We start from the raw sequence: 201 nt of genomic DNA, 5'->3' as shown, positions 1-201 counted from the left end.
CATGCAGAAGAAACTGATCGCGCTGGCCATCGCCGGCCTGGTTTCGGCTCCGGCCTTCGCTCAGTCCAACGTCACCATCTACGGTGTGGCTGACGCATATGTCGGTTTCGGCAAGCACGGTGAAAACGACCTGCGCGGCGTGAATAGCGGTGCCCTGTCGGGCAGCCGTCTGGGCTTCCGCGGCACCGAAGACCTGGGCAA

Annotated in this window: 1 protein-coding gene; it reads left to right on the top strand. The window is 63.2% G+C overall.

Annotated features, from left to right (window positions below; translation table 11 throughout):
• Window position 1: 1 nt before the first annotated feature.
• Window positions 2-201: porin (locus C666_RS19245; protein WP_004353264.1), on the top strand; the 200-nt coding region annotated here is incomplete at its 3' end.

Origin of the sequence: Thauera linaloolentis 47Lol = DSM 12138, from assembly GCF_000310205.1 — a bacterium.
In the GTDB taxonomy this organism is placed as follows: Bacteria; Pseudomonadota; Gammaproteobacteria; order Burkholderiales; family Rhodocyclaceae; genus Thauera; species Thauera linaloolentis.
This window is presented reverse-complemented; position numbering and strand designations above follow the sequence as displayed.